8 protein-coding genes are annotated in these 8,084 nt (G+C 67.8%); 4 read left to right on the top strand and 4 right to left on the bottom strand.

What is annotated here, in order from left to right; genetic code table 11:
* The first annotated feature begins 144 nt into the window (after positions 1-144).
* From TSB10GB4_RS15150 to TSB10GB4_RS15140, 3 genes are read left to right on the top strand one after another with little or no spacing between them, the layout of a single operon-like run.
* Positions 145-1,011 (top strand): prohibitin family protein, encoded by an 867-nt coding sequence (locus TSB10GB4_RS15150; RefSeq protein ID WP_186396392.1) that lies wholly within the window; start codon positions 145-147, stop codon positions 1,009-1,011.
* Positions 1,012-1,015: 4 nt separating this feature from the next.
* Positions 1,016-2,392, top strand: coding sequence for an ABC transporter substrate-binding protein (locus tag TSB10GB4_RS15145; protein ID WP_208984829.1), 1,377 nt, complete (start codon positions 1,016-1,018; stop codon positions 2,390-2,392).
* Positions 2,389-2,607: a hypothetical protein gene (locus TSB10GB4_RS15140; protein ID WP_186386693.1), complete on the top strand. Its 219-nt coding sequence runs from the start codon at positions 2,389-2,391 to the stop codon at positions 2,605-2,607. The genes TSB10GB4_RS15145 and TSB10GB4_RS15140 overlap by 4 nt, the downstream gene beginning before the upstream one ends.
* A gap of 268 nt (positions 2,608-2,875) precedes the next feature.
* Here the strand turns inward: TSB10GB4_RS15140 and TSB10GB4_RS15135 are convergent, their stop codons facing one another.
* The 3 genes from TSB10GB4_RS15135 to TSB10GB4_RS15125 form a co-directional block, all read right to left on the bottom strand.
* The gene (locus tag TSB10GB4_RS15135; RefSeq protein WP_186396390.1) at positions 2,876-3,541 is read right to left on the bottom strand and encodes a YcjF family protein; all 666 of its coding nucleotides are present in this window, start codon (positions 3,539-3,541) and stop codon (positions 2,876-2,878) included.
* Positions 3,542-3,734: 193 nt separating this feature from the next.
* Positions 3,735-4,454: a DUF697 domain-containing protein gene (locus TSB10GB4_RS15130; RefSeq protein ID WP_186396389.1), complete on the bottom strand. Its 720-nt coding sequence runs from the start codon at positions 4,452-4,454 to the stop codon at positions 3,735-3,737.
* Positions 4,451-5,107 carry a ParA family protein gene (locus TSB10GB4_RS15125; protein WP_186386696.1) on the bottom strand — a complete coding sequence of 219 codons (657 nt, stop codon included), beginning with the start codon at positions 5,105-5,107 and terminating at the stop codon, positions 4,451-4,453. Before TSB10GB4_RS15125 ends, TSB10GB4_RS15130 begins: the two co-directional genes overlap by 4 nt.
* Before the next feature lie 201 nt (positions 5,108-5,308).
* Here TSB10GB4_RS15125 and TSB10GB4_RS15120 point away from each other — a divergent pair, with 201 nt between their 5' ends.
* The gene (locus TSB10GB4_RS15120) at positions 5,309-7,141 is read left to right on the top strand and encodes a hypothetical protein (RefSeq protein WP_186396388.1); all 1,833 of its coding nucleotides are present in this window, start codon (positions 5,309-5,311) and stop codon (positions 7,139-7,141) included.
* On the opposite strand, the gene TSB10GB4_RS15115 is transcribed toward TSB10GB4_RS15120, so the two are convergent.
* The gene (locus TSB10GB4_RS15115) at positions 7,068-8,057 is read right to left on the bottom strand and encodes a hypothetical protein (protein ID WP_186396387.1); all 990 of its coding nucleotides are present in this window, start codon (positions 8,055-8,057) and stop codon (positions 7,068-7,070) included. The genes TSB10GB4_RS15120 and TSB10GB4_RS15115 overlap by 74 nt on opposite strands.
* Positions 8,058-8,084 lie beyond the last annotated feature (27 nt).

The following is an 8,084-nucleotide window of genomic DNA, read 5'->3' as shown; positions in this document are numbered from 1 at the left end:
CCGAGCTGGCGAAACGGATGTGGGCGGACGGCCGCTCGCGCTTGCAATCGGGCGCGAGAGATCGGCTTATAGCAGGCTGGAACCGCGGCGGGGCTCGCCCTATACTGCCGCACTGTTCACCGTAAAAAATGGCGAGTCGGCCGAATGGCGCTGGACGATGAGTTCGAAGACTATGAAGAGTTTCTTCGCAGCGAGCGCCAGCGACGGGTCCAGATCTATACTTTGCTGGTCTTGCTGTTGTTTGGCGTCGGGCTGGTAACGCTCTGGAACAGGGTGGTCGTCACCATTCATTCCGGCGAGGCCGGCGTTCTCTACCGCTGGGTTTCCGGCACGGAGATGAGCAACATCTATGGCGAGGGCCTCCACATCATGTGGCCCTGGAACCGGATGTATGTCTACAACGTCCGCCTGCAGACCGAACAGCGCCAGTACCACCTGCTGACCCAGGGCGGCTTGCCGGTCACCCTGGAGATCGCCATCCGCTACAAACCGGACCTGCGGCTGCTGCCGCTGCTGCATGTCACGGTCGGGCCGGAATATCTCGACAAGGTGGTGTTCCCGGAAACCGAGGCGGTGCTGCGCCGGGCCGTCGGCCAGTATGCGCCGGAAGAGGTCTATACCAGCCGGCGCGGTTTCCTTGAATCGATCGTCGTCAACAGCCTGACCAATGTCGAGGATCGCTATGTGGTCGTCGATGATGTGCTGGTGCGCAATGTCGAGCTGCCGCCGGCCATCCGCCTCGCCGTCGAGCGCAAGCTGACGCTTCTGGAGGAGGAGAAGGCCTACCAATACCGCATCGGCATCGAGAAGCAGGAGGCGGAGCGCAAGGCCATCGAGGCGGAAGGCATCCGCCGCTACCAGGACGTGGTCAAGCAGAGCCTGACGGAGGACCTGCTGCGCTGGCAGGGCGTCCAAGCGACCAGGGACCTCGCCTCCTCGCCGAATGCCAAGACGGTCGTGATCGGCGCGGGCAAGGACGGCCTGCCGCTGATTCTCGGCGGCGACAGGTAGAGCGATGGCGAGGCCGCCTGTCGCGAGGAAGATCGGTCCGGTGCGCCGGCCTGGCTGGCTGGCTGTCGCTGCGGGCGTGATTGCCGCATGGCTGGGCCTCGTCGCCGTGATCGTCGCGGTCAGCGGGATCTCCCTGCCCGAGCGGATGGCCGCCTATCACGAGATCATTTTCGGCGACAGTTCGGACACCGTGAAGATCGCGCTGGTCTATGCGGACGAGAGCCAGATCAACAGCTTTACCAATGGCGCCCGGCTCGCGGCGACCCATGTCAACGCGCTGGGCGGCATTCTCGGCAAGGATCTGGAACTGCTGCTGTTCCAGGAGGAGGTCTCGTTCGGCGAAGGCGGCTTCGAGGCGACGGTGGGCAGAACCATGCGCCTTGCCAGCAAGGTGGTGAAGGAGAGGGGCCTTTTTGCCGTCATCGGGCATGAGTGGTCCGATACGGCGATCACCGCGAGCGCGATCTACAACCGCAACGACATTCTCTATGTCGCCACCCATGCGACGGCATCGGCGCTGACGAATCACGGTTTTTCCCTGCTGTTCGCGCTGCAGCCGGACAATAGGGACAACACCGAGATGGTGGCGCGCTATGCGCTCGGCGCCGGGCTGCAACGCTTCGTCGTGCTCACCGACAAGAGCGACTACGGCAAGGAGGCCGGCGACTTCTTCAGCGCCGTCACCGCCCTGCAGGGCGGGGATCTGGTGTTCCGGGGCTTCCTGCCGGGGCACAACCGGTCGGTCGACCAACTGCTGATGTTCATCCTGGACAACAAGCTGTTCGGCGCCGCCGATTACGACGCCTTCTTCGTTGCCTCCGCGATGACCCTGGATACCGCCGATTTCATCAAGCGGGCGCGGGAACTGGGCATCAACAAGCCGGTCCTGGGGCTGGAATACATGTTTTCCAACATGATCGAGGCGCATGTCGGGCATGCGAACATGAAGGATGTGGCCGGCGTATCGATCTTCGACAGCGAGAGCGTCGACGACCTCTCCACGGCCTTTGTCAACGAATACATGCTGACCTATGACGAGCCGCCGGATCTCAGTGCCGCGCTCGGCTACGATGCGGTGATGCTGCTGCGCGACGTGAGCGAGCGGACGGGCACTCTCGATCCAAGGCAGGTGTCCGATGCGTTGAAAGTCGCCCGTTATGGGGTGCCGTTCGAGGGCGTTACGGGTAAGATCGTGTTCGATACGAGTGGACTGATCACCGACACCGAGGTTTTCATCGTGCGCCACGATGGCACCCGGTTCCGGACCGTTGCCGGCTATCGCAAGCCGTTGGAGTGGTCGTCCCAGGAGCTTGTGAAAGGCGATGACGGGGGAACGCTCGTGCCCGATCCCGCCGCCAACAGGGAGCACGCCGTGCCATGACGATCTTCGTCAATCCTTGGGTTCTGTTCATCTGGGTCATTGCCAGTTGGATCATCGGCATGCTCGGGCGGGACACCCGCTTCGGCTTCGTCGGCAACTTCCTGGTTTCGTTCCTGTTCAGCCCGGTGGTGGGGATCATCGTGCTGCTGGCCTCCGACCGCTGGGCGGCTTCGGGGCGCCGGCGCGAGGAACGCCGCCGGCCCGGCCGGCTGTGATCGCGCCGCGATCAGGTTCGCGCATATTCCTGTTTTCGGCCGCGCGTGATCCCGCGCCCGCGCGGCCGGCCGCCCCGTCCCTCTGAGCAAAGATCCCGACACCGACCAGTCGGGAACGCTGCCAGCCTGAACGACATCGCCGCAAGTGCTCTTGCGAGCGTCGCTCCGGTCAAGACAAAGTCGCCGCGAACGCTCTTTCGAGCGTCGCGGCGATATATCGGACGGACCTGCCTGCCCCCGCCGGGGGCGGGGCTCGATCTCAGGACGTTCAGGACGCCTTGGCGGTAGCCTCTTCCACCGTCTCGGCAACCTCTTTGGCGCCGCTGCGCACCCGGTCGCGCGCCCGCTTGGCCACGTCCTTGCCCTTCTCGAACTGCTCCTTGTAGAAGGCGCGCATCTTGCTGGCGTCGAAGTCGAGCAGAGAGCCGCCATCCTCATAGTGCCGGGCGATCGAGCGGCCGACCGCATAGGTCGAGGCGCCGGCCACCACGGGCAGAGACACCATGCCGACCATCCAGCCGATGCCGGGAATGAGCTTCGTGGCGCTCGCGGCAACCGCATAGCCGGCGCCGTAGCCGAGCACGCCGCCCGCCAGCGCGTAGACCACCTTGCGGCCGAGCTTGTCGGAGAACGGCTTGTCGTAAAGCTGGGACAGCTTCTGGATCATCCGGAGCTGGATGGCCACCACGGCGGCGATGTCGAAGATCGCCACCGGGACGATGCTGGCCGCGACGGAGGCGATCACATAGTCCTTGGTGAGGTTCTCGGCCGTCAGGTGACGGGTGATGTCGTCGTCGGAAAGGGCCGCGGCCGCCGGCGCCTCGTCCGCCGCGATGTCCTCGGCTGCCGTCTCGGCTGCAGCGGCCTCGATGCTGCTGTCGACGTCGCTGTCGTTCTCGGCGGCGGTCTTCCCGGCGGGGGTCTTGCTGGCCATCCAAAGTCTCCTGATGTGTCCGAAGGCGCCTGACGCGCGAAGGTTCGAATGTTGCCGCCAGATGCAGGCTGAACGCTCTCTGCGAAAGTCCGATGAAACGGTACTCTGTCGAACGAAAAAAGGAAAGGCTGGCACAGCGACGACGAGCGCTTCCGCGATCTCTCTGGCCGGGCAAGGGAGGCGCGCGGGCCGGTCAGGCCCGGTGGTCGCCGCCGTCCGCCGGCTCGCCCCGTTCCAGCTTCTCGAGGAACACGTCGCCGATCACCCGGGTCAGCGCGACGGCGGAGGCGGCGGTGACCGTCATGCCGACCAGATTGGGGCCGGGCGCCATGCGCAGCAGGCTGGTGGTGGTGAAGCTGGCGATGCCGGGCGCACCGACGCCGGCGAGCAGCGACGCGGTGATCCGGGCGCTGCGGTCCCGGTCGAGCGGCACCCTGTAGCAGCGCGACAGCTCCCGCAGCATCCTCGCGACGAGGGCGGCGACGGCGGCAAGGTCGACCCAGGGCAGCGGCACGAAGCCGGCAAGTCCCGCCAGCGTTGAATGCCGCTCGATGATCAGCCGTGCCCGGATCCGCTGCAGGTCCCGTCCGGCGGGCGGGCGGGTGCTGAGGGCCCGGGTGGGGGGAATCGGGGTGTCTTCGGGTCGTCCTGCTGCCGATTGCGCGGTGCCGGCGGGCTCTGCCTGCCGGGGCGTTTCCGCCGTCGCCGGGCCGCCGGCATCGGGCCGGGCCGCGTCGGACGCTGCATCGAGTGCCGGATCGGCATTCTGCCCGGCTACCTGCCCCCCGGTTGCCTGCCCCCCGGTTGCCGGCTCGGCTGCCTGCCCGGTTGCTTCCTCGGCGTCGGCCGCATTGATCTCCCGGCGGATGTCGTGGATGGTCCGCTGCAGCGTCCTGGGGAGTTTGCGGCTCATGCGCTGCGCGCCTTTCGCGTCGCCAGCAGGGCCTCGACCTCGTCGGCAAGCTCGCGCACGTCCTGTGCCGCCGCCCCCTCGGGCTGGATCAGCGTCGGCGTCGCGCCATAGAGCGCGGCCTCGGCATAGGACACCCGGTTCTGCAGCTCCTGGCGCAGCAAGGGGAACCCGGCCTCTTCCAGCTCCGCCCGGATGTGGCGGGCGATCACGCTGCCCCGCGTCGTCTGCGTCAGCACGCAGCGGAAGGTCGGCGCCCAGCCCTGGACGCCGGCCATCAGCAGGCCGACCGTATCGGTCATCCGGTCCACGTCGAGCGGCGAGGGCTTGACCGGGATCAGCACCAGATCGGCGACCGCAAGGCCCGCCGCGGTGATCTCGCTGTCGAAGCCCGGCGTGTCGACAAGGATGATGTCGTGGTCGCGGGCCTGCTCCTTGACCGCCTTCCACACGTCCCGGTCGGCGCGCCCGATCACCGGCAGGCCGCCGAGCGCCTGTTCGCGCCCCGCCAGCCGCAGCACCGAATGCTGCGGATCTGCGTCGATCAGCAGAACCTTCCAGCCGCGTGCCCGCCAGTGGACGGCCAGGCAACTGGCCAAAGTCGACTTGCCGCTGCCGCCTTTCAGCGACGCGACGGTAATGACCTGCGCGCTCATTGCCGATCCGGTCCCCGCTGATTCCCCGTTTGCGTTCCGTTAACTATAGCGCAGTTCGGCGCGGCGGGATGCCTGTCCCGCAGGCAATCGCAGGCAAACGCGGGCGCGCGGCCTGCGCGCTTGCGCTTGCCGCCCTTCTCCGACATGAACGGACCAGCCGGGGCGGCGTCCGCCGCCCGCCGCGCTTGCCCGGGGCCTTTCATGTCGCTCACCCTCGTTACCGCCGCCGATGCCGCCTTCGCTCCGACGCTGGCGCAATATCTGGGCAGCGTGCAGGCGCGCGGGCTCCACACCGACGCGCGTATCGCCGTCTACGATCTCGACCTGGAGCCCGGCGAGCGGGCGCGCCTTGCCGCGCGCTTTCCCTTCGCGGAATTCCTGCCCTTCAGCCTGGTGCCCTATCCCGCCCATGTGGCGCCGGCGACCGGTACCTATGCCTGGAAGCCGCTGGTGATCGCCGACGCGGCGGAGCGCTTCGGCGGCCGGATCTTCTGGTTCGACAGCGCGACGCTCTTTCACGACACGCTCGCCGAACCGCTGGCCGAGCTTGCCCGCCACGGCGTCTACACCCTGTCGGGCCAGTCCAACCTGGCGCAGCGCTGCGCGGTGTCGATCCGCGAGCGGCTCGGCATCGATCCGGCCTTTCTCGACCGCCGCATCCGGGTTGGCGGGGTGGTCGGCTTCGATCTGGCACAGCCCACGGCTCGCGACCTTCTCATCGACTGGGCGGAGCTGGCGCTCGACCCAAAGGTCTTCATTCCGGCGGCCCGCGACAACAGCCACAATGCCGACCAGGCGATCCTGTCGATCCTGCTGTTCCAGGCCGAGGCCGCCGGCCGCCTGGTCTTGAACGAGGGCGACATCGACATCAGCTCGCCCCGTCCGGTGCGCTGGATGAGCTCGCGCAACAAGCTGAACCCGGCCCGCCCGCGCTGGAGCGATCCGCTCGCCCGCCTGTGGTACCGGCTCTATAAGGCCGGCGACCGGGCGAACCTGCGCTGGCAGGATTTCTACCGCCGCCGCATCCTCGGCCTGCATCGCTGGCCCAAGGAGAATTTCCGCACCTATGTGATGCGGGCGGGCGATGCCGCACCGACGCCGGTGCCGTGCCCGGCGCTCAGCTATTACGCCGATCCCTTCCTCTGGCGCCGCGACGGCCGCCTCTGGCTCTTCGTCGAAGAGTTCCGCTACCGCGAGCAGCTCGGCCGCCTCGTTGCCATGGAGCTCGGCGAGGACCTGCGCCCTGGTCCTCTCATCCCTGTCCTGCCGCTGCGCGAGCATGCCTCCTATCCGTTCCTGTTCGAGGCGGACGGTGCGCTCTACATGCTGCCCGAGACCTGCGCGCTGGAGGCGCTCGACCTCTACGTTTGTGAGCGCTTCCCCGACCGCTGGCGGCGCGTCCGGCGCATCTTCGAGCGCGTGGATGCCGTCGACAGCGCGCTGTTCCGGCACGACGGCGCCTGGTGGCTGCTCACCTGCGAAAGACCGTCGGGGCAGGGCGGCGCGCGCACGCTGGCCCTCTATCGCAGCGAGGATCTGCTGACCGGCGCCTTCGAGCCGCACCCGGTCAATGCCGAGGGCATCTTCGCCGATGGCGACTACGGCTTCGGCCGCGGTGCGGGCAGCATCCTGCGCGACGAGACGGGCCTTTTGCGCGTCATGCAGAAGAACCTGGCCTATTACGGACAGGGCGCCGAGCTCCGCCGCATCACCCGTCTCGATGCGGACGGCTATCGCGAGGAACCGGCCGAGCGCGACCATCCGCTGGCGCGGCTCGCGGCGCTGGTCTCGCCGCACCACATCGCCCTCCACGACGATGTCCTCGCCTTCGATGTCCGCACGCGGGTCGGCTTCGTCTCCGGCCAGCCATGGATCGGCCGCCGGCTCAGCGCGCTCGATCCGGCGGCCAAGCGCTTCCTGGCCGGTGCGCCGGAGCTTGCCGGCGAGATCGCCTCAGTGGTCAGCGCGGCGTGTCGCCGCCTGCGGCCAGTCGATGGCCGCCCACCGTCCAGCGATCCGCCATGTGACGGATGACGATGGTGTTGTGGCGGCTTTCCGGCGTGCCTTCGCCGCGATTGACCTTACCCAGGCTGTTGGCGCGGTAGAACGACTGGCGGGTGAGGAGCTGGAACCCCGCCCGCGCCGCCGGCACCACATATTTGCGCGCCGCGCAATGTCCGGAAATCCACACGTCGTCGACATAGAACGCCGCCGGCGGCGCGCCGCGATGGGTCATCATCCCCTCCATGTCGGGGAAGAAGCGCGGCCGCACCAGATAGCCGGAGAAGCCTTGCAGGATGTCGATCTCGTAGCGCTGACGCAGCCGGCGGGCACGGACCGGCGCCGGCGGCAGCATGTAGAGATTGGTGCGCACCGTCGTCGGCCGGTCGGTGAAGTCGCCCGGCACCACCCAGCCCGACAGGCCGAGGGCGGCGTCCGGATCGGCCTCGGCCTCTCGCGCCAGCACCTTCAGGAAGTCGGGCGGATAGATCCGGTCGTCGTCCACCACCACGATGGCGGCATCCGCATCAAGGGCGGTGAGGCTCGGAAACAGCTTCGTCGCCGGGCCGAAATCCTCGCAGCGCACGATGGTGAGCGTGGCGAGCCCCGCCAGCCAGTCGGGGATCTCGTAGCCGCAGTTTTCCCGGCGCGAGTGATGCGGCACGTTGAGGCGGATCTCCGCCGGCGGCAGCGACTGGTCGAGCAGGCTCTTCAGCGTCATGCCGATATGCGCGATCCGGCTCGGGATCGTCGTCAGCGTCACCACCGGGCCGCGCGCCTCGGCCGCCTGGGCCGTGCGGTCCAGCTCGGCGATGTCGCGCCGTGCCAGCCTGCGGGCGCGGATGAGATCGGCGATCAGCGTCTCGCCTTCGAAGAAATCATGGACGGCGATGGCGGTTGCCGCACCGCCGCCGATGGCGGCCAGCACCAAGCCTGTGACGAACGACATGGGATCCTTTCCTTGGCCTTCGTTTGC

It is taken from the genome of Stappia sp. TSB10GB4, assembly GCF_900185745.1.
In the GTDB taxonomy this organism is placed as follows: Bacteria; Pseudomonadota; Alphaproteobacteria; order Rhizobiales; family Stappiaceae; genus Stappia.
The sequence above is the reverse complement of the archived record's forward strand: the minus strand, read 5'-3'. Positions and strand labels throughout refer to the sequence as shown.

What these genes read in the sequence shown, in the direction of transcription:
- TSB10GB4_RS15150 (WP_186396392.1), top strand. Translation starts at nt 145, where the DNA reads ATGGCGCTGGACGATGAGTTCGAAGACTATGAAGAGTTTCTTCGCAGC.
- TSB10GB4_RS15145 (WP_208984829.1), top strand. Translation starts at nt 1,016, where the DNA reads ATGGCGAGGCCGCCTGTCGCGAGGAAGATCGGTCCGGTGCGCCGGCCT.
- TSB10GB4_RS15140 (WP_186386693.1), top strand. Translation starts at nt 2,389, where the DNA reads ATGACGATCTTCGTCAATCCTTGGGTTCTGTTCATCTGGGTCATTGCC.
- TSB10GB4_RS15135 (WP_186396390.1), bottom strand. Translation starts at nt 3,541, where the DNA reads ATGGCCAGCAAGACCCCCGCCGGGAAGACCGCCGCCGAGAACGACAGC.
- TSB10GB4_RS15130 (WP_186396389.1), bottom strand. Translation starts at nt 4,454, where the DNA reads ATGAGCCGCAAACTCCCCAGGACGCTGCAGCGGACCATCCACGACATC.
- TSB10GB4_RS15125 (WP_186386696.1), bottom strand. Translation starts at nt 5,107, where the DNA reads ATGAGCGCGCAGGTCATTACCGTCGCGTCGCTGAAAGGCGGCAGCGGC.
- TSB10GB4_RS15120 (WP_186396388.1), top strand. Translation starts at nt 5,309, where the DNA reads ATGTCGCTCACCCTCGTTACCGCCGCCGATGCCGCCTTCGCTCCGACG.
- TSB10GB4_RS15115 (WP_186396387.1), bottom strand. Translation starts at nt 8,057, where the DNA reads ATGTCGTTCGTCACAGGCTTGGTGCTGGCCGCCATCGGCGGCGGTGCG.